Annotated in this window: 22 protein-coding genes; 9 read left to right on the top strand and 13 right to left on the bottom strand. The window is 67.1% G+C overall.

Features of this window, described 5'->3' with window-relative positions; genetic code table 11:
- Nucleotides 1-132: 132 nt before the first annotated feature.
- Both BO1_RS54135 and BO1_RS35850 read left to right on the top strand, forming a co-directional pair.
- Complete coding sequence (locus tag BO1_RS54135; protein WP_084688464.1) at nucleotides 133-972, top strand: Mut7-C RNAse domain-containing protein; 840 nt, start codon at nucleotides 133-135, stop codon at nucleotides 970-972.
- Between the two features lie 75 nt (nucleotides 973-1047).
- A complete protein-coding gene (locus tag BO1_RS35850) occupies nucleotides 1048-1332 on the top strand; it encodes a hypothetical protein (protein ID WP_028221689.1) in 285 nt (94 codons plus the stop codon).
- Between the two features lie 175 nt (nucleotides 1333-1507).
- Here BO1_RS35850 and BO1_RS35845 read toward each other — a convergent pair whose 3' ends face one another.
- On the bottom strand, nucleotides 1508-1729 hold the full coding sequence (locus BO1_RS35845) for a hypothetical protein (protein ID WP_028221688.1): 222 nt from the start codon (nucleotides 1727-1729) through the stop codon (nucleotides 1508-1510).
- 305 nt (nucleotides 1730-2034) lie between these two features.
- On the opposite strand from BO1_RS35845, the gene BO1_RS54130 reads away from it, so the two are divergent.
- Entirely contained in the window at nucleotides 2035-2946 is a 912-nt protein-coding gene (locus tag BO1_RS54130) for a DMT family transporter (protein ID WP_043287982.1), read from the top strand.
- 463 nt (nucleotides 2947-3409) lie between these two features.
- Here BO1_RS54130 and BO1_RS35835 read toward each other — a convergent pair whose 3' ends face one another.
- Nucleotides 3410-3919, bottom strand: coding sequence for a CinA family protein (locus BO1_RS35835; protein ID WP_028221687.1), 510 nt, complete (start codon nucleotides 3917-3919; stop codon nucleotides 3410-3412).
- A 99-nt stretch (nucleotides 3920-4018) separates the two neighbouring features.
- A complete protein-coding gene (locus tag BO1_RS54125; protein WP_028221686.1) occupies nucleotides 4019-4741 on the bottom strand; it encodes an SIR2 family NAD-dependent protein deacylase in 723 nt (240 codons plus the stop codon).
- 285 nt (nucleotides 4742-5026) lie between these two features.
- On the opposite strand from BO1_RS54125, the gene BO1_RS35825 reads away from it, so the two are divergent.
- Nucleotides 5027-5329 carry a hypothetical protein gene (locus BO1_RS35825; protein WP_028221685.1) on the top strand — a complete coding sequence of 101 codons (303 nt, stop codon included), beginning with the start codon at nucleotides 5027-5029 and terminating at the stop codon, nucleotides 5327-5329.
- Between the two features lie 108 nt (nucleotides 5330-5437).
- Here BO1_RS35825 and glmS read toward each other — a convergent pair whose 3' ends face one another.
- The 5 genes from glmS to BO1_RS35800 all read right to left on the bottom strand — a co-directional run bounded on the left by glmS (nucleotide 5438) and on the right by BO1_RS35800 (nucleotide 11669).
- On the bottom strand, nucleotides 5438-7255 hold the full coding sequence (gene glmS, locus BO1_RS35820; protein ID WP_028221684.1) for a glutamine--fructose-6-phosphate transaminase (isomerizing): 1818 nt from the start codon (nucleotides 7253-7255) through the stop codon (nucleotides 5438-5440).
- A gap of 95 nt (nucleotides 7256-7350) precedes the next feature.
- Nucleotides 7351-8724 (bottom strand): bifunctional UDP-N-acetylglucosamine diphosphorylase/glucosamine-1-phosphate N-acetyltransferase GlmU, encoded by a 1374-nt coding sequence (gene glmU / locus BO1_RS35815; RefSeq protein ID WP_028221683.1) that lies wholly within the window; start codon nucleotides 8722-8724, stop codon nucleotides 7351-7353.
- Nucleotides 8725-8930: 206 nt separating this feature from the next.
- Entirely contained in the window at nucleotides 8931-9962 is a 1032-nt protein-coding gene (ttcA, locus tag BO1_RS35810; RefSeq protein WP_043287975.1) for a tRNA 2-thiocytidine(32) synthetase TtcA, read from the bottom strand.
- Nucleotides 9963-9965: 3 nt separating this feature from the next.
- Nucleotides 9966-10361, bottom strand: a complete 396-nt coding sequence (locus BO1_RS35805; RefSeq protein ID WP_028221681.1) for a dihydroneopterin aldolase — start codon at nucleotides 10359-10361, stop codon at nucleotides 9966-9968.
- A gap of 357 nt (nucleotides 10362-10718) precedes the next feature.
- Nucleotides 10719-11669, bottom strand: coding sequence for an SDR family oxidoreductase (locus BO1_RS35800; protein ID WP_084688462.1), 951 nt, complete (start codon nucleotides 11667-11669; stop codon nucleotides 10719-10721).
- On the opposite strand from BO1_RS35800, the gene BO1_RS35795 reads away from it, so the two are divergent.
- Both BO1_RS35795 and BO1_RS35790 read left to right on the top strand, forming a co-directional pair.
- Nucleotides 11629-12897: a class I SAM-dependent methyltransferase gene (locus tag BO1_RS35795; RefSeq protein WP_407670042.1), complete on the top strand. Its 1269-nt coding sequence runs from the start codon at nucleotides 11629-11631 to the stop codon at nucleotides 12895-12897. The two genes, BO1_RS35800 and BO1_RS35795, sit on opposite strands and share 41 nt — an antisense overlap.
- A 27-nt stretch (nucleotides 12898-12924) precedes the next feature.
- Nucleotides 12925-13119 carry a DUF2905 domain-containing protein gene (locus BO1_RS35790; RefSeq protein ID WP_028221678.1) on the top strand — a complete coding sequence of 65 codons (195 nt, stop codon included), beginning with the start codon at nucleotides 12925-12927 and terminating at the stop codon, nucleotides 13117-13119.
- 98 nt (nucleotides 13120-13217) lie between these two features.
- On the opposite strand, the gene BO1_RS35785 is transcribed toward BO1_RS35790, so the two are convergent.
- The 4 genes from BO1_RS35785 to BO1_RS35770 all read right to left on the bottom strand — a co-directional run bounded on the left by BO1_RS35785 (nucleotide 13218) and on the right by BO1_RS35770 (nucleotide 18296).
- On the bottom strand, nucleotides 13218-14474 hold the full coding sequence (locus tag BO1_RS35785) for a multifunctional CCA addition/repair protein (RefSeq protein WP_028221677.1): 1257 nt from the start codon (nucleotides 14472-14474) through the stop codon (nucleotides 13218-13220).
- Nucleotides 14471-15118 carry a glutathione S-transferase family protein gene (locus tag BO1_RS35780; RefSeq protein ID WP_028221676.1) on the bottom strand — a complete coding sequence of 216 codons (648 nt, stop codon included), beginning with the start codon at nucleotides 15116-15118 and terminating at the stop codon, nucleotides 14471-14473. The genes BO1_RS35785 and BO1_RS35780 overlap by 4 nt, the downstream gene beginning before the upstream one ends.
- Before the next feature lie 129 nt (nucleotides 15119-15247).
- Nucleotides 15248-16204 (bottom strand): complex I NDUFA9 subunit family protein, encoded by a 957-nt coding sequence (locus BO1_RS35775; protein WP_028221675.1) that lies wholly within the window; start codon nucleotides 16202-16204, stop codon nucleotides 15248-15250.
- 112 nt (nucleotides 16205-16316) lie between these two features.
- Nucleotides 16317-18296 carry a lytic transglycosylase domain-containing protein gene (locus BO1_RS35770; RefSeq protein WP_028221674.1) on the bottom strand — a complete coding sequence of 660 codons (1980 nt, stop codon included), beginning with the start codon at nucleotides 18294-18296 and terminating at the stop codon, nucleotides 16317-16319.
- A gap of 8 nt (nucleotides 18297-18304) precedes the next feature.
- Between BO1_RS35770 and BO1_RS35765 the strand changes: the two genes are divergently transcribed.
- The gene (locus tag BO1_RS35765) at nucleotides 18305-18931 is read left to right on the top strand and encodes a 5-formyltetrahydrofolate cyclo-ligase (RefSeq protein WP_407670043.1); all 627 of its coding nucleotides are present in this window, start codon (nucleotides 18305-18307) and stop codon (nucleotides 18929-18931) included.
- Nucleotides 18932-19015: 84 nt separating this feature from the next.
- Here BO1_RS35765 and BO1_RS35760 read toward each other — a convergent pair whose 3' ends face one another.
- Entirely contained in the window at nucleotides 19016-19528 is a 513-nt protein-coding gene (locus BO1_RS35760) for a winged helix DNA-binding protein (protein WP_028221672.1), read from the bottom strand.
- Between the two features lie 145 nt (nucleotides 19529-19673).
- On the opposite strand from BO1_RS35760, the gene pxpB reads away from it, so the two are divergent.
- Nucleotides 19674-20366, top strand: coding sequence for a 5-oxoprolinase subunit PxpB (gene pxpB / locus BO1_RS35755; protein WP_028221671.1), 693 nt, complete (start codon nucleotides 19674-19676; stop codon nucleotides 20364-20366).
- A partial coding sequence (locus BO1_RS35750) for a 5-oxoprolinase subunit C family protein (protein WP_028221670.1) occupies nucleotides 20363-20832 on the top strand: 470 nt, incomplete at its 3' end. The genes pxpB and BO1_RS35750, both read left to right, overlap by 4 nt.

The following is a 20832-nucleotide window of genomic DNA, read 5'->3' as shown; positions in this document are numbered from 1 at the left end:
CTGGGTGGCGCCTGATGATGTCAAGCGGCAGTAGAGCACAGTGCGCGAGGCGCTGCAGCGAACTGCGAAGCCGCCGCGCCGCTCATCCGGCAGAGCGCGCCAGGGACGCAGCGGCGGTGCGATACTGGTGCCATGGTCACCGCCACTTTCCGCTTCTACGAGGAGCTGAACGACTTTCTCGCGCGGCCGCTGCGCCGGCGCGCGTTCAGTTGCCCGTGCGCGCGCAACGCCACGGCGAAACACATGATCGAAGCGCTCGGGGTCCCGCACACCGAAGTGGAGCTGATCCTCGTGAACGGCGAGTCGGTGGGATTCGAGCATCCACTCGCGGACGGCGACCGCGTGGCCGTCTATCCGAAGTTCGAGGCACTCGACATCCGGCCCTTGCTGCGCGTGCGCGCGAGCCCGCTGCGGGAGCTGCGCTTCATCGCCGATGCCCATCTGGGCGGCCTCGCGCAACTGCTGCGGCTCACCGGTTTCGACACCCTCTACGACAACCATTTCGCCGACGACGCCATCGAATCGCTCGCCGCGGCCGAGCACCGCATCGTCCTCACGCGCGACCGCGAGCTCCTCAAGCGGCGCAGCATCACGCACGGCTGCTACGTGCGCGCGCTCAAGCCGCGCGCCCAGCTCTACGAACTGTTCGAGCGGCTCGATCTCGCCGCGAGCGTGCAGCCGTTCCGGCTATGCCTGACCTGCAATGCGCCGCTGCGGCGCATCGCGCGCGGCGAGGTGCGCTCGCGCGTGCCCGATGGCGTATTCGAGCGGCAAGCGCGCTTCGTCACCTGCGATGTCTGCGAGCGGGTGTTCTGGGAGGGCTCGCACTGGCGACGGATGCGCGCGCTGATCGACGACGTGGCCGGCACGCGCAATGGCGCGCGCGACGGTACGCCGCCAGCCGCACAAACCGGCGGACAGGCCGCCCCGCCAGATGAACCGCGCGACCCGGACGGCAACGCCACGCCCTGATGCGCGTCGCCGCGATGGACGCGCGCAGGCGTTTGCGTACAATGCGCGCCACTGCCCAACCTCGGAGCCGAACCCATGGCCATGAAAAAATTCGACCTTGAAAAAAACAAGGCGCTGAAACTGATGCAATCGACGAACAAGGCCGGCCCCGACCGCTTCGGTAAAGGCTCGGCGCCCGCGGCGCTCGACCGCCGCGAGCAGCGCAAGCTCGATCAGGCCGCGGGCCTCGTGCCGTTCGCATGCAAGCTCAACGCCGATCTCGTGGCGAAGCTGAAGGCGCGCGCGGAAGATCATCCGCAAGGTCTGACCGGCCTTTTGACCGAACTGCTCGAAGCCGGGCTCGGGCACGACGCCTCTTGAACCCGAGACGCCGCGACTCGCGTATGACGCGCGGGTTGAGCGCCGTATAGAACCCTTTAGCGCGCCGCATAACGCGCGAAAAGCGGGGACAAAAAAACCAGAGCATCTGCTCTGGTTTTTTCTTTCCACTGCCCGCCTGCGGCTTCGTTGCCGCGCGGGCTGGATGGGGAGCGCCTTACTGCTGCGCGCCCTTGTCGGTCGTGCCGGCGGCCGAAGCGGCTTCCTGCACGGGCGCGCGCTTGCCGTGGTGCTTGAGCTTCTTGTGCGTCTTCTTGGCCTTTGCCGGAGCGGCGGCAGCCGGAGCGGCCGCAGCGGCGCCCGATGCTTCCTGAGCAAAAGCTTGAGCCGAAATCAGTGCGACGGATGCTGCGATGAGCGAGGCGAGAATCTTTTTCATCTGTTGTTCCCCAAACCTGACAAGTATGACCGGCACGTTGTGAATTAGCTTTGCAATACGGCGAAACGGTCCGCTGGCCGATCTGGGCGGGCGATTCGCGCGAAGCAGTATTACGCAGCGTAGGCGGTTTGTCATCCGTAATTGGGCCGGTGTCTTGTCAGTGAGACATTTTGCTTTCAATTCGGATACGATCGAGGTTTCGCACGGCTGTTCGTCTTGCGCACCTGCCTCCCGCGGCAGAATCACGCCAAATCCGAGAATTCCGCTTGAAATCCGCCAACCACCACCTGCGCGCCAATCTGCTGATGCTGGCCGCCGCCATCATCTGGGGCTCCGCGTTCGTCGCGCAGCGACTGAGCCTCGACACCATCGGCCCGTTCCTCTTCACCGGCCTGCGCTTCCTGTTGGGCGCGGCGGTCGTCTCGGCATTCGTCCTGGCAACGGGACACCTGCAGCGCATACGGAAAGGGCGCGATCGGGCGGCCCCCGCGCGCCGGCTCGACACGGCGCTGCTGCGCTCGGGCGCGCTGCTCGGGCTCGTGCTTGCCGTGGCCATCTCGCTGCAGCAAATCGGCCTGCGTTACACGAAGATCGCCAACGCGGGGTTCATCAGCTCGCTCTACGTCGTCATCGTGCCCATGCTGGGCGTGCTGCTGCGCCACCGCACCGGCCCCGGCACGTGGATCGGCGCGGCGCTCGCGGCGGCCGGACTCTATTTGCTGAGCATCAACGAACATTTTTCGATCATGTACGGCGACTGGTATCAGCTCGGCTGCGCGCTCGTCATCTCGATTCAGGTGATGCTCGTGGGCCACTACGCGCCGCGTCACGATCCGCTCGCGCTCTCGATCGTGCAGTTCGTCGTCTGCGGACTCGTCTGCCTCGTCGTTGGCGTCGCGTTCGAACCCATGCATCTCGCCGACCTCGCCCGCGCGGCGCCCGCCATCCTCTACGGCGGCGCGCTTTCCGTAGGCGTGGGCTACACGTTTCAGGTGGTCGCGCAACGCGATGCGGCGCCCTCGCATGCCGCCGTGATCTTCAGTATGGAAGGCGTGTTCGCGGCGATCGCCGGCTGGGCCGTGCTTGGCGAGACGCTCAGTGCGCGCGCACTCGTGGGCTGCGCGCTGATGCTCGTGGGCTTGCTCGCCTGCCAGTTGCTGCCGTCCACGCGCGGCCGCGTTCACGCGCACGAGACCCAGCCCGCGGAATCCGCTTGAATGCGCCGCCAGTTAGTCGACCAGAATTCGACCTGAGTCTTATCGAAGCCGATTGGATTCTCTTGCACATGAACAGCGTCGCCTGCGGGCGGCGCTTTTTTTTGGCCGCTTTCAGCTGTTTCGATCCACATGTCGAGGGCGCTTTGTGCCTCCCGCGTGGGGATATCGTGTCGACAGGCAAGTTATCCACGGCAAGCTCTGGATAATCTGGGGACGACCTGGCGAACGAACTGTGGATCACTTCTTGATAACTTTGCACCGTCTATCGACGGCCCAAAAGTTATCCGCGATGTTCGAAATGCATACAGCGATTGTCCGCATGCCTGTCCGGATCGCATCGAATTGAAGCGAATAAGAAATACCGCGTTATCCACAGGAAATGCCAGGGCTTGTTAACTATTACTACGTATACATATTGATATTCATAACTCTTATTAGATAACTCACGCTGCCCGACGCAACATCAGGATGCAGGAGCATCGCGAGCGAGAGTCGCATCGACAAAACGCGGCAAACCCAGCAACGCGCGACGCGCAATGGAACGCCTGATCTCCGCGCGACGCCCGGAAAACAGCACGGTCTCGCTTGCCGAAACCACCGCGCCACGATGCATGCATGCCCACGCAAAGCTGTGCGTGGCTGGCGCCCTGCCTTCCTGCTCCGGCGCCAGCCATCCGATGCTTGCGAGCGCCACGTTCGCGTGCCCTGCGCGCTGCACAAGCAACGCTTCGGCCAGCGCGCGGGCGAGTGGCTCACCCGGCGGCGCATCGCCCTCCGCCGCTTGCGCAAGCGTGCCTGGCAGCCCCGCCAGTGCAGCGCGCGTATGCGCGACGACGCCGATATCGAGGCATCCGTGAGCGCCCGCCGCGTCGGCGAGCATGGCCGACAACGCTCCGGCGGTGCAGGTCTCGATGCTCGCGAGCACGAGCGCGCGCGAGTGCAGATAGCCGACGATCTGCTTCGATATGTTCATGGTTCGTGAGGCCCCATTGAAGGCAACAAAAGAAGGCAACAAAAAAGGCGTGCGGCCGCGAAGCCAGCACGCCCTTGAGGCGGTCCGAGCGCGGCTGGTTTAGCCGCCTTCCATCATCCGCTCGATGGCCGGTTCGAGGTTGCGCAAGCCGACGGTCGCCGGCTCGTGCTCGACGACGCCAAAGAACTCCGTGCGGCGTGGCGCGGGATCGATGAGCATATTGCGCGCGTAACGGCCGTAGCGCGTGGGCGGCAGCAGCCGCTCGGGCGGAATCACTTCGAACGCCGTGCCCACCGCGATGAACAGATCGTCGTCGGTCATGGCCTGCTGAATGCGCCAGAGCGTCTCGTATTCGGGCGCGGCTTCGTTGAAGAACACGACGCCCGGCTTCACGCTGTCCACCTGGCCGCACGACGGACAGGCGGCGCTGGGATCGAGCCCGCGGCCGCCGCTCGGGAAACGATAGTCACAGTCGGTGCAGAGCAGCGAAATCATGTCGCCGTGCAGATGTGTGACCTGGCGCGCGCCGGCCTGCTCGAGCATGTCGTCGATGTTTTGCGTGACGAGGTGCACGCGCTCCGTGCCCCAGGTGTTCTGCCACTGCGCGAGCAGGCGATGGGCATCGTTCGGGCGCGCGTCCGAACACTCGGCGATGCGCTGGTTGTAGAAGCGGAACACCGCGGGCCGGTTGCGGCGCCACGTGTGGTAGTTGCAGACCTCGTCGATGCTCGCGTGCGTCCAGATGCCGTCGCCGGTGCGAAACGTCGAGATCCCGCTTTCCGCCGAGAGCCCCGCGCCAGAAAACACGTACAGACGGGGCAAGCGGCCCTCCTGACGAGCTGGCTGCCCGGATGCCTGTCGGGGTTGCTCCAAATCGGCCACTTTCATCTCCTGGATTCGATCGGCGCCATTATGACGCCGCGTCCCGTGTTGCGGCAGTGGGCGGCGGCACGTGCGCAAGCAAACCGCGTGCAGCGGGATTTTTACAGACGGTTACAGCAGAGCGTATGCCGTAGCACCTCGGAGCGATTCCAGTCTCTAGTATCCCGCCATTCACGGACGCATCGCCGCGTCCGGACACCTGATGACAAAGGACGAGGAAGCACCATGAAACGCGCACTGATTCTTTCCGCTCTCGGAGTGGCGCTTGCCGCGGCGTGCGGCCAGGCGTCGGCGCATACCGACGTGAGCGTGATGCTCGGCGTGCCCGTTGCGCCGGTCTACGCGGCGCCGCCGCCCGTGGTCTACGAGGAAGCCCCGGTCGCCTATGCGGCGCCTGCCTACGCCGCACCGGCCTATGGTTATGGCTACGGCTATCGCGACGATGACGACTGGGACCACCGTGACCACGATCAGGGACGTCATCGCGGCTGGTACAAGCACCACCACGACGACGACGACGACGATTAAGAAGGCGGGAGATCGGGGCGCGCGCGCCCCGGGATGCGGATGTCTTGAGGGATGTGAGCGTGGTGCGCTCTGGCGAGGGCGCGGCGAGGTTTGCCGCGCCCTCGCCGCTTACTCGACCGTCACCGACTTCGCGAGGTTGCGCGGCTTGTCCACATCGGTGCCGCGCGTACAGGCCGTGTGATACGCGAGCAGCTGCAGCGGCACCACGTGCAGGATCGGCGAGAGCTGGCCATAGTGCTCCGGCATGCGGATCACGTGGATGCCCTCTTCGCTCGCGATATGCGTATCGGCATCGGCGAACACATAGAGACGGCCGCCGCGCGCGCGCACTTCCTGCATGTTCGACTTGAGCTTCTCCAGTAGCGCGTCGTTCGGCGCGACCGTCACCACCGGCATGGCCTCGGTCACGAGCGCGAGCGGCCCGTGCTTGAGTTCACCCGCCGGATACGCCTCGGCATGGATATACGAGATTTCCTTGAGCTTGAGCGCGCCTTCGAGCGCGATCGGATAGTGCAGCCCGCGCCCGAGGAACAGCGCGTTTTCCTTGCGCGCGAATTCCTGCGACCACGCGATGATCTGCGGCTCCAGCGCCAGCACGCCATTGAGCGCCGCCGGCAGGTGGCGCAGCTCCTTCAGGTAAGCGGCTTCCTGCTCCGCACTCACGTGGCCGCGCAGCTTGCCCAGCGTCACCGCCAGAATGAACAGGCCCACCAGCTGCGTCGTGAACGCCTTCGTCGACGCCACGCCAATCTCGCGCCCCGCGTGCGTGAGGAATTTCAGTTCCGTGAGGCGCACCATCGCGCTCGTCGCCACGTTGCAGACCGCGAGCGTGTGCTCCATGCCGAGCGACTGCGCGTGCTTGAGCGCCGCGAGCGTGTCGGCGGTTTCGCCCGACTGCGAGATCGTCACCACGAGCGAACGCGGATTGGGCACCGACTCGCGATAGCGGTACTCGCTCGCGATCTCGACTTCGGTGCGGATCTTCGCAATCGACTCGAGCCAGTACTTCGCGGTCAGGCCCGCGTAATAGCTCGTGCCGCACGCGAGAATCAGGATGCTGTCGATGCCCTTGAACACCTCGCCCGCGTTCTCGCCGAACTGCACGGGATCGAAGGCGACATCGGCGGGAATCGTGTCGGAGATCGCGCGCGGCTGCTCGAAGATCTCCTTTTGCATGTAGTGGCGATACGGGCCGAGCTCGACCGCGCCGCTATAGGCCTGCACGTCGCGCGCCGGGCGCTCGGCGGGGTCGCCCGCGCGATCGACGATGCGCACGCCTTCGAGCGTGACCTCGCAGATGTCGCCCTCTTCCAGATAGCTGACGCGGTTTGCGCTGCCCGCAATCGCGAGCGCGTCCGAGGCGATGAAGTTGCCGCCCTCGCCATAGCCCACCACGAGCGGCGAGCCCGCACGCGCGCCCACCACCGTGTGCGGCTGGTCCTTGTGCACCACGCCGATCGCATACGCGCCCGAGAGCTGCTGCACGGCTTCGCGCACGGCGGCGAACAGGTCGCCCGTGTACAGGCTGTGGATCAGGTGCGCGATGACTTCGGTGTCGGTCTGCGAGACGAACTCGTAGCCCTTGCCGCGCAGCATCTCGCGCAGCGACTCGTAGTTCTCGATGATGCCGTTGTGCACGATCGCCAGCGCGTTGCTCGAGAAGATCGGGTGCGCGTTGTTCACCGTGGGCGCGCCGTGCGTGGCCCAGCGCGTGTGCGCGATGCCCGTGACGCCTTCGAAGTGCGTCTCGCGCGCCTGCTCGTCGAGCTCGGCCACGCGCGCGACGCTGCGCACGCGCTGCGGGCCTTCGGCCGTAACGATGGCCACGCCGCACGAGTCGTAGCCGCGGTATTCGAGCCGCCGCAGGCCTTCGATGAGAACGGGAACGATATTACGTTGCGCTACTGCGCCGACGATGCCGCACATGGAGTTCGGTCCTTTGCAATGAGAGGCGGGGCGCCGCGCTGCGATTGAGGTTCACGCGCGCGGCGCCCGGAATGTCCTGCCGTTCAGCTGTTCTTTCAGCGTTTCTGCTTCACCGGCCGTACGTAGCCGGTTTTCGCGATCTGGGTCTTTTCGTTGAGCACGAGCGTGTCTTCGGGCACATCCTTCCACACCGTCGTGCCCGCCGCGATGGTCACGCCGCGGCCCACCCGCACGGGCGCGACGAGCTGCGTATCGGAGCCCACGAACACGTTGTCCTCAATCACCGTGCGGTGCTTGTTCGCGCCGTCGTAATTGCAGGTGATGGTGCCCGCGCCGATGTTCACGCCCGCACCCACGTCAGCGTCGCCCACGTAGCTCAGGTGATTGACCTTCGAGCCGTGGCCGATGTTCGCGTTCTTCACCTCGACGAAGTTGCCTACATGCACTTCGTCGGCGAGCTGCGCGCCCGGGCGCAGGCGCGCGTACGGACCGAGCACGGCCTGCGCGCCAACCGTCGCGCTCTCGATATGCGTGTAGGCATCCACGCGCGTGCCCGTGCCGATCACGGCATCACGGATCACGCAGTTCGGGCCGATACGCACGTTATCGGCCAGCGTCACCTGGCCTTCGAACACGCAGTTCACGTCGATGAACACGTCGCGCCCGCAGCTGATCGAGCCGCGCAGGTCAAAGCGCGCGGGGTCCGCGAGCGTCACGCCGGCGGCGAGCAGCGCATCGGCGGCGTTGCGCTGGTACACGCGCTCGAGCTCGGCGAGCTGCTGCTTGCTGTTCACGCCGAGCGTCTCCCACTCCGCGTCAGGCTGCGCGGTGACGACCGGATGCCCCGCTGCGATCGCTGCTTCCACGACATCGGTGAGGTAGTACTCGCCCTGTGCGTTGTCGTTGCCGAGTGCGGCGAGCCAGCCCGCCAGCGGCGCGGTGGGCGTCACGACGATGCCGGTGTTGATTTCGTCGATGAGGCGCTCGTCGTCGCTCGCGTCCTTCTGCTCGACGATGCGCAGCACCTGGCCGGTCGCGCCGCGCACGATGCGGCCGTACCCGGTCGGATCGTCGAGCGTCACGGTGAGGATGCCGTAGCCTGCCTTGTCGCCAGCCTTGGCCGCGGCGTCGGTGAGGCGCTTGAGCGTGGAGGCACGCGTGAGCGGCACGTCGCCGTAGAGCACGAGCGTGGGCTGATTCGCATCGAGCAACGGCAGCGCCTGCGCGAGCGCGTGGCCGGTGCCGAGCTGCTGCTCCTGCACGGCGAACTGCACATCGGGTGCGGCGACGGCTGCGCGCACGGCTTCGCCGCCATGGCCGATCACGACCACGAGGCGCGTGGGCGCAAGGCTGCGTGCGGTGTCGATGACGTGCGAGAGAAGCGGTTGGCCGGCAAGCGGATGGAGCACTTTCGGCAGTGCGGAGTGCATGCGTTTGCCCATGCCTGCCGCGAGGATCACGATGTTCATTGCATCGGTGACTTAAGAGGGAATGAAGCGCACGATTTTAGCATGGGGGGTATCCCCAACACCGCCTGCCGACGGGCGTTTGCCGCGCCGCCGAACACTCTTTTACACACTTGCGACAGGCGCAAAAAAGGCGGCCCTGGCTGGCCGCCTTGGGGTCCGACTCGGTTTTATAAGCGGCGCCGAAGCTGCACCGCATGCGGCATGTTTCAGAGCTCGTCGAGCGGCGTGAACTTCAGCGCCGCGCCGTCGCCGGCGGGCGAGTCAGTCGAGCACGGCTCCTCGTCGAACGCGATATCGCCTGCCGGGTCGGCCACGCCCGTCGCGCGCAGATCCTTGAAGCCGAACAACGACGCGTCCATCAGGTGCGAAGGCACGACATTGCCGAGCGCGTTGAACATGTTCTCCACGCGGCCCGGGAAGCGCTTGTCCCACTCGCGGATCAGCGCCTTCATTTCGGCGCGCTTGAGATTGGGCTGGCTGCCGCACAGGTTGCACGGAATGATCGGGAATTCGCGCAGCTCGGCGTACTTCTCCAGATCGGTTTCCTTCACGTAGGCGAGCGGCCGGATCACGATGTTCTTGCCGTCGTCCGACTGCAGCTTGGGCGGCATGCCCTTGAGCTTGCCGCCGTAGAACAGGTTCAGGAGCAGCGTCTGGAGGATGTCGTCGCGATGGTGGCCGAGCGCGATCTTGGTCGCGCCGAGCTCGCCCGCCACGCGGTACAGAATGCCCCGGCGCAGGCGCGAGCACAGCGAGCAGGTGGTCTTGCCCTCGGGCACGAGGCGCTTGACGATGCTGTAGGTGTCCTGATTCTCGATGTGGTACGGCACGCCCACCTTGTCGAGATAGGCGGGCAGCACGTGCTCGGGGAAGCCGGGTTGCTTCTGGTCGAGGTTCACCGCGACGATCTCGAAATTGATCGGCGCACGCTCGCGCAGGCGCATCAGGACGTCGAGCAGCGCATAGCTGTCCTTGCCGCCCGAGAGGCACACCATCACCTTGTCGCCGTCCTCGATCATGTTGTAGTCGCCGATCGCCTGGCCGACCTGGCGCACGATGCGCTTGAACAGCTTGTTGTTCTCGTAGGCTTCCTTCTGCTCGCGGCGCGTGAGCGCGCGGCGGCCGGTGTCTTCGGAGGAAGCGTCGGCTGCCGCTTCGAGGCTCACTTCCTGGCTCACCTCGGGGCTCACTTCGGTGCCCGCGGCCTGCGCGGCGGCGAGCGTTTCGGGGGCGTTCATGAATCAGTCCTCTTTGATGCGAAAGACCTCGACGCCCACCGCGTCGCAGTCCGGATACACGTCGGGCTTTTCGGTCGACACGCGCACGGCGCGCACCAGCTCGTGCGAGAGCAGCGCGGCGGCGAGATCGTCGCAGAGCGTCTCCTGCAGATGGATATGGCCCTGACCCACGCGTGCGGCGACGGTCGCGCGCATGAAGTCGTAATCGACGACTTCGCGCAGCTTGTCTTCATGCGGCGTGGTCGACGCGAGCGGAACGAACAGGTCGACGTTGATGACGACGCGTTGTTCGCCGCGTTTTTCGAAGTCATGCACACCGATGTTGATGTGCACTTCGTAGTTGCGCAAGAAGAGCCGGCGGCAGTCGGCGAGCCGGGGATGCAGGAGTACGGCGGACATGTTCGTTCCAGTCGATAAAAGCGTGCGTTGCCTGGCGCACGGGCGCCAGCGCCCGGCGGGTCATGCGGTTGATCTTCAAAGCGTGCGGGCGGCGGCATGGCGCGCGCCCTCGCGCGGGTCCGGGCCGGTTGAGCCCGGATGATTCTTTTGCCGGCGGGCCGTCGGGGTCTGGCTGGCCTCTATGGCTCTATGGCTTTTCGGGGCCGGCCTCGTCATGGTCGTTGCGAGACCGCGCCGTGCCCGGCTGCTCCTGCCCGCTCCTGCGCATGCTTGCATGCGCGTGCGGACAGGCAGCGGTTAATGCATTTAGTTGCGTTTCATATGGTCGCGCTTAAAAGCCGACCCAACCTTCGACGCTCAGGCGCCGGTCAAAAACATCACGTCGCGCGGCAGCGGCACGAGGTGCTGGCCGCCGTCGACCACCAGCGTCGAGCCGGTCACGCCCGAGGCCTGCGCGAGATACAGCGCGGCCTCCACGAGATCGGCGGGACGCGACGCGCGCCCGAGCGGCGTGACCTTGTGCGCGGCGGTGAAGCTCTTCGGCGTCTGGTCGCCCGACTGCAGCGTGAGGCCGGGCGCGAGACCCACCACGCGCATTTTCGGCGCAAGTGCCTGGGCAAGCGCGACGGTGGCGTTCTGCAACGCGGCCTTGGTCAGCGTGTACGACAAGTAGTCCGGATTCATGTTGTACAGCTTCTGATCCAGCACGTTGATCACGCAGGTCCGCAGCGATTCGTCCTGCAGCGCGGCTTCGGGCGTCGCTTCCCACAGCATGCGCGCGAGCACGAGCGGCGCGCCCACGTTGATCGCCATGAGATGCTGCAGCCTCGCATAGCCGACGTCGCGCGCCGTGTCCTCCTCGAAGCGCGACGCATTGTTCAGCACACACGCGGGCAGGCCGAGCGCCGCGGCGCAATCCGGCACGAGGCGAGCCACTTGCGCCTCGTTGGCCAGGTCGGCGTGCAACGCAACCGCGCGGCGGCCCATGGCGCGAATCTGCTCGACGACCTCATCGGCCTCCGCCTGCGAATCGCCATAATGCACCGCGACGTCCCAGCCGCGCTCGGCAAAGCCCAGCGAAAACGCGCGGCCGATGCGGCGCGCGCCGCCGGTCACGAGGATCACGCGCGCAGCCGCGCGGGCGTTCGAATGCGCGCGCGATTCAGATGACGGGTTCACGTTCGATGCGGGGTCGGATCTCAATTTGGCCGGAGCCGCGCGCGGCGTGTCGTGCCCCGCCGCGTTCGAGACCCCGCCGGACGGGCCGATGCCCGATGTTGCGTCCTCTGTTGCGCCGATTGCGCTCATTTACAATGCCGGGATGAATCCGAAAGCTCACGAACCCGCTAGTTTACCTGTTCCCGAGCCGATCGCGCTCGCGCAGTCCGAGGCGCTCGCCGCAACCCTGCGCGCCGACGTCGCCGCGGCGGGCGGCTGGCTGCCGTTCGACCGCTATATGGAGCGCGCGCTCTATGCGCCGGGGCTCGGCTATTACAGCGGCGGCGCGCGCAAATTCGGGCTGTTCGCCGACGACGGCAGCGACTTCGTGACCGCGCCCGAAATGTCGCCGCTCTTCGCGGCGACGCTCGCGCGTGCCGTGGCCGAAGCGCTCGCGGCGAGCGGCACGCGCGCGCTCATGGAGTTCGGCGCAGGCACGGGTCGGCTCGCGGCGGGCGTGATGCTCGCGCTCGAGGCGCTGGGCGTGCCGTTCGAAACGTACGCCATCGTCGATCTTTCGGGCGAGCTGCGCGAACGCCAGCGCGAAACGATCGAGCGACTCGCGCCGCATCTGGCCGCTCGCGTGCAGTGGCTCGACGCGCTGCCCGCGCAGTTCGAGGGCGTGGTGATCGGCAACGAGGTGCTCGACGCGATGCCGGTGCGCCTCTTCGCGCGCAAGGACGCGGTGTGGCACGAGCGCGGCGTGAGCGTGAACGGCGACGGCGTATTCCAGTTCGCGGACCGGGCAGCCATGAGCGGACTCGACGCCGACTGGGCGCAGAGCGTGCCCGGCAGCGTGCTCGCTGAGATCGAAGGCAGCGGTGACTACGTGACGGAAACGCACGAGGCCGCGCTCGCCTTCACGCGCACGATCTGCACGATGCTCGTGCGCGGCGCGGCGTTTTTCATCGACTATGGTTTTCCGCGCGGCGAGTACTACCATCCGCAGCGCGTGCAGGGCACCCTGATGTGCCACTACCGCCACCGTGCACACGGCGACCCGTTCCTCTACCCCGGCCTGCAGGACATCACCGCGCACGTGGAATTCAGCGGCATCGCGCAGGCCGGCGTCGAAGCGGGCGCGGACCTGCTCGGCTACACCTCGCAGGCGCGCTTCCTGATGAACGCCGGCATCACCGAGGTGCTCGGCGAGATCGATCCGCACGATGCCGCGCGCTTTTTGCCGGCCGCGAACGCGGTGCAGAAGCTCGTTTCGGAGGCGGAGATGGGCGAGCTCTTCAAGGTGATCGCGTTCTCGCGCGGCATCGATGCGACGATCGCCGCGTTCGCGCGCGGCGACCGCAGCCACACGCTCTGAGCGTCATCCATCCACTACGGGCCGACCATGATCCGCTGGTTCCTGACCACCTTCATCGCCGTCGCGATTCTCTCCAGCGCGCAGCCGTGGCTCAGGAAGCTCGGCATCGGCCGGCTACCCGGCGATATCACGCTGCGCCTCTTTGGCCGCGAATATCCGCTGCCGTTCATGTCGACGCTCGTGCTCTCGATGGCGCTTTCGTTTCTCGTGCGTGCGCTCTGAGCGCTCGACGATTCTGAAACGACAGGTACCAAGGTGGGCGCCAGATGTGGAAACGGCGCACAGGTGCGCCGTTTCGAGCTTCAACGTGTCACGCCTCGTCACCCAGCGGCCAGCGCTCCTTCTACCGCGTCAACGCGCGCGCGGTGCACCGCTTCCTTGATCTTCTCCGCAACGTCCTTGCCCGCGCCCGCTTCGGTGATCGGGCGCGCGATCGCGCCCGCGTCCACGCCGCGCGCCGCGGTGAGCGCCACGCGCAGCCGCTCCGCCTGAGGATAAGGCGCGTTTTCCCAGTTCAGGCGCCCGCGCAAATCCGCCTCGCAAGCCTGCAGTGCTTCGGCGAAGCGCGCGGGCTTGCGCAGGGCGTCGCTGCGCTCGAGCATGCGCACGAGCGCGGCCGCACCCATGTCCATCACGCGGTGCACGTTGCCGTGCTCGCGCGCCACGAGCAGCGCGAGGTCGCGGCATTCGTTGGGCACGCGCAGGCGCTCGCACAGCGGCTTGAGGAGGTCGACGCTGCGCCCTTCGTGGCCGATGTGGCGCGGCAGCACGTCCTCGGGCGTGGTGGCCTTGCCGAGATCGTGCGTGAGCGCCGCGAAGCGCACCGGCAGCGCATAACCCTGCGCGGCGGCATGGTCGATCACCATCATCACGTGGATGCCGGTATCGACCTCGGGGTGATAGTCGGCGCGCTGCGGCACGCCGAAGAGACTGTCCACCTCGGGCAGCACGCGCGCGAGCGCGCCGCATTCGCGCAGCACCGCGAACATGCGCGAGGGCTTGTCTTCCATGAGCCCGCGCGAGACTTCCTGCCAGACGCGCTCGGGCACGAGCGCGTCGACTTCGCCCGAGGCCACCATCGACTGCATGAGCGCCATGGTCTCGGGCGCGACCGTGAAATCGGCGAAACGCGCCGCAAAGCGCGCCACGCGCAGGATGCGCACCGGGTCTTCGAGAAACGCCTCGCTCACGTGGCGGAATACGCGCTCGCGCAAATCGTTCGCACCGCCAAACGGATCGACCACGGGACCGGTCAGCACGCCGCCGGGCTGGACCTCGCGCGCCATCGCGTTGATCGTGAGGTCGCGGCGCGCGAGATCTTCCTCGAGCGTGACGTCGGGCGCGTAGAAAAACTGGAAGCCGTGATAGCCCGCCGCCGTCTTGCGCTCGGTGCGCGCGAGCGCGTACTCCTCCTGCGTCTGCGGATGGAGGAACACCGGAAAGTCCTTGCCCACCGGACGATAGCCCTGCGCGGCCATCTGCTCGGGCGTCGCGCCCACGACCACGTAATCCCGGTCGCGCACGTCCAGGCCCAGCATCTCGTCGCGGATCGCGCCGCCTACCACGTAGATCTTCATGCGTCGGGTTCGTCGTGCTCGATGCGACGGGTTTCCTTGCGCGCGGCCTCGATCCACGCCGCCACGGCAGGCTCGGCCGTCACGCGCGCCGCATAGGCGGCCGCCTTCGGCGAGAGCTGCGGTGCATAGCTGTTAAAGCGCATCACGACGGGCGCGTACATCGCATCGGCGATGCTGAATTCGCCGAACAGGAACGGGCCGCCGCTGGCGTCGAGGCAGGCGCTCCACAGCGCGTCGATGCGCGCGATGTCGGCGAGCGTGCCGGGCGTCGCGCCCACGCCCGGCTTCGAGGTGCGGATCGCCATCGGCATGTTCGAGCGCAGATCGACGAAGCTCGAATGCATTTCCGCGCTCACGCTGCGCGCACGCGCGCGCGCGTTCGCGTCGCGCGGCCACAGCGCGTGCTGCGGGAAGCGTTCGGCGAGCGTTTCGGCGATCGCGAGCGAGTCCCACACGGCGAGGCCGTCGTCGGTGATGAGGCAAGGCACCTTGCCCGATGCCGAGAACTCGAGAATCGCGCCCTTCGTTTCGGGCCGGTCGAGCTCGATCAGCACCTCTTCGAACGGAAGGCCGAAATGCGTCATCAGCACCCAGGGGCGCATCGACCACGACGAGTAGTTCTTGTCTCCAATGACGAGCTTCATATTTACCGTTTTACCGTTGAATAAGGAGTCAAGGTTGGAACGCGCCACGGGCCCGGCCTCACGCCAGGCTTCGTGGCCCGCTTCGTGGGTACAGCGATGTTGCTGCAGGCTGCGCGCGCGGCGTTGCGCCTACCTGTGCGCGCTTGCCCGGAAGATGTTCAGGCGCGAGCGCAGCGAGGCATCGGCGAGATAGAGCGGCGCGATCGTCTCGATGCTCGCGGGCTCCACGCCCAGCTCGGGCGCGAGCGGCCCGCTGAGCACGCTGTCGACTTTCATCGAATCGAGATTGTCGCGCGTGAGCACCGGCACGCCGGGCGCCATTTCGAACGAGAGCGCCTGCAGCCGCGCGAACGCATCGGGCAGCCGCACGATGCGCGCCTGACGGCCCACCACCTCGCCGCAGTACTGCACCAGCTGCTCGAGCGTGTAGACCGTCGGGCCGCCGATTTCATAAGTGTGCCCGCTCGCGGCGTCGAGATCGAGCACATTGACGATCGCCTTCGACACGTCGCCCACATAGACGGGCTGGAACTTCGCGTCCGGCATGCCGAGCGGGATCATCGGGAAGAGCTTTTGCAGCACCGCGAAGCGGTTGAGAAAGGTGTCGTCGGGGCCGAACACGACGGACGGGCGCAAGATCGTCGTGGCAAGCGAGGTGGAAGCGTGCACGGCCTTCTCGCCGTCGCCTTTGGAGCGCAAATACATGCTCGGCCCGCGCGGGTCGGCGCCAATCGCGCTCACGTGGATCAAGCGGTGCACGCCCTTGCCCTCGCAGGCGGCGACGATCTTCGTGGGCAGCTCGACGTGCAGCTTCGCGAAGCCCGGCCCGTAGGGCGTGCCGTGCCCGCCATTGAGCGTGCCAACGAGATTGATGACGGCGTCGACGTTTTCGACGAGGCTCGCGAGCGCGACCGGATCGGTCACGTCGGCTTCGATCACGTCGACGGGAAGCAGGGTGAGGTGGCGGGCATGGGTGCGCCGCCGGGTGGCGACGCGCACGTCCTTGCCCGCCTCGACGAGCGCGTTGACGAGGTGGCTGCCGATGAATCCCGAACCGCCGATGACCGCGATGGCTTGATGTCTCATCTTCGACCTCCTCGTGCATCCTCGTGCTTCACACCCGCGCCGCGCGCAGGGGACCTGCACGGGGGCGGGTACGTGCAGCGGCGCGGCTCACGCGAGCAGCGCCGCATGACGCTCACTGCAGCGGCGAGATATAGCCGAGACGCGCCTTCAGCGATTGCGGACGGCCCTCGAACAGCGCCGCATAGTAGACCGTGTTCGACAACACGTTTTTCACGTAATCGCGGGTTTCCTGGAACGGGATGGTTTCCGCGAAGATGGCGCCCTCGACGCCGCGCGGCAAGGAAGCACGCCACTGGCGCGGACGCCCCGGTCCGGCGTTGTAGCCCGCGGTGGCGAGCACGGCGGAGCCGTCGAACTGATTGTAGATCATCGACAAATAGTTCGTTCCGAGCAGGATATTGGTGTTCAGGTCGTTGAGCTGATCGTTCGAGAGCGGACCGATGCCGATCTTCTTCGCCACCATCTGCGCCGTGGCCGGCATGATCTGCATGAGGCCGCTCGCCCCCACGCCCGAGCGCGCGTTCAGGATGAAGCGCGACTCCTGGCGAATCAGGCCGTAGGCCCATTCGACGTCGAGGCCGTTGGTTTGCGCGTCGCGCTCCACCACGTCGCGGAACGGCGAGATATAGCGCAGCGAGAAGTCGTGCTCGGTCTGTGTGCGGTCGGCCGTATTGACGGTGCGGTCGAGCAGCTGGATGCGCCTGGCATATTCGGCAACGGCCAGCAACTGGCGATCGCTCATGCCGCGCAGCGGCCAGTTCCATTCGCGGTTGCCTTCGAGCCGCAGGTTCAGCGCATAGAAGCGCTGCGCGAGCGCGAAGCCCGGCGTTTGCGCGACCTGAGCGATTTCGGCGTCGCTGACCGTGGTCTTCGGCGGGATGGTGATCTTCTGGCCGAGCTCTTCGGTCGCGAGCTGGCCGTAGAAGTTATAGCCCTGCGAGATCGACGCGAACTCCTGGTTCGCCAGATCGGCCTGGCCCGCCTGCTTGAGCGCGCGCGCGTGCCAGTAGACCCACGCGGGCTGCGCGCGCAGCGCCGCGGGCATCTGCTCGATCGACCAGCGCACCATGGTCCAGTCGCCGCCGAGCAGCGCCGCGCGTGTGCGCCATTCGTAGGCGGGATTCGAGAGCGGCGCGTTGGCCGAGAGGCGATACCAGTCGAGCGCGCCCGGCATGCGCTTGAGCGCGGCCTGATAGCCGATCGTGCCCCAGCCGATCGCGCGCTCGGGCGAGGTGAGCGAAGGCGCGACCGCCGCGAACGTGGTGGCCGCCACGCCGGGGTCGTTGCGCGCCATCACGGTGAGCGCGAGCAGCGCGAGCTGATGCGATTGCGGGTCCGCACCCACGCCGCGCGCGAGCGTGAGCGGCGGCGTGCTGACCGCCTCGCTGAACGCCGTGGGGTCGGGACGCTGCGCGAGGCCGTCGAGCAGTTTCGCGCCCGTCGAGGTCTGGTTCTGTTCGTAGGCGAGGCGGATCTGCTGCCAGACGTCGTCGCTCGAGAACTGGCCTTTGATGGCGAGCGCGGTAATGAGGTCGACGCAGCCGTCGCCGTAATAGCGCGGCTCGATGAGGAGCGAGCGCGCGTCGTTGGCGACGTTGTCGCCACGCGCCGCGCGCGACTCCAGCGCGTAGCACTTCACCTGCGTGTCGTCGTTGAGCACGAAGCGCGGGTACTGCTGGTCGAAATTCGTCCAGTCGTGGCGCGCGCCGAGCACGAGCAGATAGTCGTTGCGCAGGCGGTCGGCGATGGCTTCGCCGTCATGACGCTGCAGGAACGAGAGCACCGGCGCGTCGGGCGCGTCCACGCGCGCGTGGCCCTGCGAATCGAACAGTTGCGGTTTCAACTGGAAGTATTCGAGGTAGGACGGCGCGGGATAATCCGGAATCATCGCAGCGAGTTGCGCGGCGCGCGCGGCATCGTTATTGCGCGCGGCTTCGCGAAGCTGGATGAAAGTTTGATCGTCGGGCGCCAGCGCGGCCCCCACTGGCAGGGCGACAGGCCGCACGGCATCGGCCGTGCTGCATGCGACGAGTGCCGCGGCGGCCAGTGCAAGACCGACCGCGCGATATACTCGGACAAGGCGTTTGGACATCGTTATTTCTGGAGCGCGAGGTGAACCCAAGCATAGCATGCAACCCCACGGCCGAATCCAAAAAGGCGTGGCGTACACGACTTCGCGCAGTGCGTCTGGCGGCGGCTTCCGGGGCGAGCGCCAATGCGGCGCTGAGCGCTCATCTCGATACCCTGATCGGCCGCGTTGCGCCGCGTTCGATCGGCTTTTATTGGCCCTTGCCCGGGGAGTTCGACGCGCGCGAATGGATCGCTTCCTGGCTCGCTGCCGATGCGTCGCGCCGCGCGTCGCTGCCCGCCATTCCCGAGCGCCACACGCCGCTGCACTTCTACTTCTGGACCCCGGGCGCGCCGATGCGCGAAGGCCATCACGGCATTCCCGAGCCGGCCTCGCCGGAAGCGGCCCTGCCCGACCTGCTGCTCGTGCCTTGCCTTGGCTTCGACCTTGACGGCTACCGGCTCGGCTATGGCGGCGGCTATTACGACCGTACGCTCGCCGCCTGGCCCGGCGAGACGTTGCCGCTCACGGTGGGCATCACCTATGAAGCGTGCCGCATCGACGAAGGCGTGCCCGAGCGCGGCGCCCACGACTTGCCGCTCGACGCCGTGGTCACCGAAGCCGGCGCGCATCTCGCAGGACGTCTCGCTACGCGTTGAGGTATGCGCTGAGTCGCGCGCCAAGTTGCGCGTTCAGGTGCGCATTGAATTGTGCGTTGCGTTGCGCCGACCGGCGCCAACGGCTCAGAGCGAGGCCGCCGCGCGCGCCGCCGTGTCGTAGAGCCCTGACGCATTGCGCATCAATTGCGCCGCGTCGCCGATCTGCTGATTGGTGAGGCCGCTCTCCTTGAGCGTGGCAATCAGGCAGCTCTCGCGCACGTCGCGATAGCGCAGGCACAGCTCGCGCCCCGCCGGCGTGACCGCAAAGAACACTTCCTTGCCGCTTTTCTCGCTCTGAACGAGGCCCCGCGCGACCAGCTTCTTGAGCGCATAGGTGGCGACGTGCGTATCCTCGATATTGAGCACGAAGCAGATGTCGGCGAGCTTCTTGCGGCGCTCGCGGTGACCCACGTGATGGAGCAGCGACACCTCGATTGGCGTCATGTCCTTCGCGCCCGCCGCCGACATGCAGCGCACCATCCAGCGGTTGAACGCATTGCTTGCCATGATGAGCGCGTACTCGAGCTCGGAGAGCTCGGCGCTCGTCTCGGAGACGAGATGCTCGGACGAAACGATCTTGGTCGGCGGGCGCGACATGACTCAAACCTGTGGTCGAAACGGTGTGCCGCCAGTGTAGTGAGGTCGTACGCGTGTCGCGCCTGGCACAAACGCTCATTGAGAATTTATCGATAAATTGTCGAGACTGTACACTGACGAAAATCCGTCGCCGGCCCCTGAAACCATGCGCCATCCTGCTCCCCGTATCTACTTCCTCGGCGACGAGGCCCTCGTCTGCGAGACCCCGCCGCCCGCCACGCTCGAGGTTCAGCGCCGCATCTGGGCCGTGGCCGCGCGCGCGCGCGGCTGGGACGCCGTGCGCGAAGTCGTGCCCGGCATGAACAACCTGACGATCACCTTCGATGCGCTCGCCGCCAAAGCCGATGGGCTCGCCCACGCGCTCGAAGCGGCGTGGCACGAGGCAGAGGACGCAGCGCAGGGCGCGCCCGAGGGCCGCGAAGTCGAGATCCCGGTGAGCTACGGCGGCGCGGCGGGCCCCGATCTCGCCGCCGTCGCGAAGCACACCGGGCTCGCGCCCGCCGATGTCGCCGCGCGTCACGCGGCGGGTGTCTATACCGTGTTCTTCCTCGGCTTTCAGCCCGGCTTCGCCTATCTCGGCGGACTCGATGCCGCGCTCCACACGCCGCGCCGGCGCGAGCCGCGCCTCGCCGTGCCCGCCGGCTCGGTAGGCATCGGCGGCGAGCAGACCGGCATCTATCCCGCGCAGGCGCCCGGCGGCTGGCAGCTGATCGGCCGCACCGCGCTCGCCCTGTTCGATCCCGCGCGCAATCCGCCCACGCTGCTGATGCCCGGCGACCGCGTGCGCTTCGTCGTCGCGAGCCTCTGCGAAACCCCCGTCGAGGAGACCCACGCATGATCGAAGTCCTGCGCGCTGGCCTGCTCACCACGGTCCAGGATCTCGGCCGGCCCGGGTACCGGCATCTCGGCGTCGCCACCGGCGGCGCCCTCGACACGCTCGCGCTCGAAGTGGGCAACCGCCTCGTCGGCAACCGGCACGACGCGGCGGGGCTCGAAATCACCTTCGGCCCCGTGGCGCTGCGCTTCGCGCGCGCGACGCGCGTGGCCATCACCGGCACCGAATTCGGCGCGACGCTCGGCGGCAAGCCGGTGTGGTCGTGGTGGAGCCTGCCGGTCGCGGCGGGCGAGGAGCTCGTGCTCAGTGGCGCGAAGCGCGGCATGCGCGCCTATGTGTGCGTCGCGGGCGGCATCGACGTCCTGCCGATGCTCGGCTCGCGCAGCACCGACCTCGCGGCCGGCTTCGGCGGGCTCGCGGGCCGCGCGCTCAAGGACGGCGACCGCCTCGCCACCGGCGCCTCGTTCGC

The organism is Paraburkholderia oxyphila NBRC 105797, from assembly GCF_000685075.1.
Classification (GTDB): Bacteria; Pseudomonadota; Gammaproteobacteria; order Burkholderiales; family Burkholderiaceae; genus Paraburkholderia; species Paraburkholderia oxyphila.
Note: the sequence above shows the minus strand (reverse complement) of the source record. Positions and strands in the feature narration are given on the sequence as shown.

What these genes read in the sequence shown, in the direction of transcription:
- BO1_RS54135 (WP_084688464.1), top strand. Translation starts at nt 133, where the DNA reads ATGGTCACCGCCACTTTCCGCTTCTACGAGGAGCTGAACGACTTTCTC.
- BO1_RS35850 (WP_028221689.1), top strand. Translation starts at nt 1,048, where the DNA reads ATGGCCATGAAAAAATTCGACCTTGAAAAAAACAAGGCGCTGAAACTG.
- BO1_RS35845 (WP_028221688.1), bottom strand. Translation starts at nt 1,729, where the DNA reads ATGAAAAAGATTCTCGCCTCGCTCATCGCAGCATCCGTCGCACTGATT.
- BO1_RS54130 (WP_043287982.1), top strand. Translation starts at nt 2,035, where the DNA reads ATGCTGGCCGCCGCCATCATCTGGGGCTCCGCGTTCGTCGCGCAGCGA.
- BO1_RS35835 (WP_028221687.1), bottom strand. Translation starts at nt 3,919, where the DNA reads ATGAACATATCGAAGCAGATCGTCGGCTATCTGCACTCGCGCGCGCTC.
- BO1_RS35825 (WP_028221685.1), top strand. Translation starts at nt 5,027, where the DNA reads ATGAAACGCGCACTGATTCTTTCCGCTCTCGGAGTGGCGCTTGCCGCG.
- glmS (WP_028221684.1), bottom strand. Translation starts at nt 7,255, where the DNA reads ATGTGCGGCATCGTCGGCGCAGTAGCGCAACGTAATATCGTTCCCGTT.
- glmU (WP_028221683.1), bottom strand. Translation starts at nt 8,724, where the DNA reads ATGAACATCGTGATCCTCGCGGCAGGCATGGGCAAACGCATGCACTCC.
- ttcA (WP_043287975.1), bottom strand. Translation starts at nt 9,962, where the DNA reads ATGAACGCCCCCGAAACGCTCGCCGCCGCGCAGGCCGCGGGCACCGAA.
- BO1_RS35805 (WP_028221681.1), bottom strand. Translation starts at nt 10,361, where the DNA reads ATGTCCGCCGTACTCCTGCATCCCCGGCTCGCCGACTGCCGCCGGCTC.
- BO1_RS35795 (WP_407670042.1), top strand. Translation starts at nt 11,629, where the DNA reads ATGCCCGATGTTGCGTCCTCTGTTGCGCCGATTGCGCTCATTTACAAT.
- BO1_RS35800 (WP_084688462.1), bottom strand. Translation starts at nt 11,669, where the DNA reads ATGAGCGCAATCGGCGCAACAGAGGACGCAACATCGGGCATCGGCCCG.
- BO1_RS35790 (WP_028221678.1), top strand. Translation starts at nt 12,925, where the DNA reads ATGATCCGCTGGTTCCTGACCACCTTCATCGCCGTCGCGATTCTCTCC.
- BO1_RS35785 (WP_028221677.1), bottom strand. Translation starts at nt 14,474, where the DNA reads ATGAAGATCTACGTGGTAGGCGGCGCGATCCGCGACGAGATGCTGGGC.
- BO1_RS35780 (WP_028221676.1), bottom strand. Translation starts at nt 15,118, where the DNA reads ATGAAGCTCGTCATTGGAGACAAGAACTACTCGTCGTGGTCGATGCGC.
- BO1_RS35775 (WP_028221675.1), bottom strand. Translation starts at nt 16,204, where the DNA reads ATGAGACATCAAGCCATCGCGGTCATCGGCGGTTCGGGATTCATCGGC.
- BO1_RS35770 (WP_028221674.1), bottom strand. Translation starts at nt 18,296, where the DNA reads ATGTCCAAACGCCTTGTCCGAGTATATCGCGCGGTCGGTCTTGCACTG.
- BO1_RS35760 (WP_028221672.1), bottom strand. Translation starts at nt 19,528, where the DNA reads ATGTCGCGCCCGCCGACCAAGATCGTTTCGTCCGAGCATCTCGTCTCC.
- pxpB (WP_028221671.1), top strand. Translation starts at nt 19,674, where the DNA reads ATGCGCCATCCTGCTCCCCGTATCTACTTCCTCGGCGACGAGGCCCTC.